This window comes from Rubellimicrobium sp. CFH 75288 (genome assembly GCF_009904055.1).
In the GTDB taxonomy this organism is placed as follows: domain Bacteria; phylum Pseudomonadota; class Alphaproteobacteria; order Rhodobacterales; family Rhodobacteraceae; genus Rubellimicrobium.
The window spans coordinates 1-617 of the sequence record NZ_WYDP01000063.1; the positions used below are offsets into that span (position 1 = coordinate 1).

The 617-nt window shown below is 56.2% G+C and carries 1 protein-coding gene; it reads right to left on the bottom strand.

Annotated features, from left to right (window positions below):
- Window positions 1-88: 88 nt before the first annotated feature.
- On the bottom strand, window positions 89-617 hold a 529-nt coding region (locus tag GT358_RS16380; protein ID WP_208103590.1), incomplete at its 5' end, for a hypothetical protein.

Sequence of the window (617 nt, forward strand, 5' to 3'; positions counted from 1 at the left end):
AGCCGGGCCGGGTGTTCGACTGATGCCAAGCGTGACACAAGGTGACAACCAGTTGCGCTCGTTCCGCGTTCGTCGATGCACATGAGGTTTAATCAGCGATCTCCCTGCCATCGTCCGCTGTACCGGACGCATGCTTGATAGCGATGGTCACGGTCTTACCTGTTTCGAGTACCTTCCGGACAATCTCGCCAAGGACTGTAGATTGCTCTGTCGAGGTTCCAACCCACGATCCGGCGACGAGCGTCACAAACTCCGAGTTGTTGATGCGGCGGCCCACGTTCTTAAAAGTAAGGACTTTGCCCCCACGCTTGCCGGCAAAACAGCCCGCCGCATCCGCCCACTTCCATAGGTCAAGCGGCAAGTAGATGCCCTTGAAAAGGCCCTTGTCGTCGGGGTTGAAGACTACACGGGGACAAAACTTTAGGAAGAACGGATTGTCCGAGAAACGGAAGCCGTCGGGTTGTTGGCCGCTTGGAAGTCTTCTGAGTTCCGCGAGCAGGCTCTCCATGCGCTCGATCTCGTCGCAGAATTGGTCCTGCGCTTGCCAGCGAAATTGCATCTCATCGTGGCGCTTTTCCATCGCCTTGTATTGGACGGCTCTGTTGCACAAATCGTGT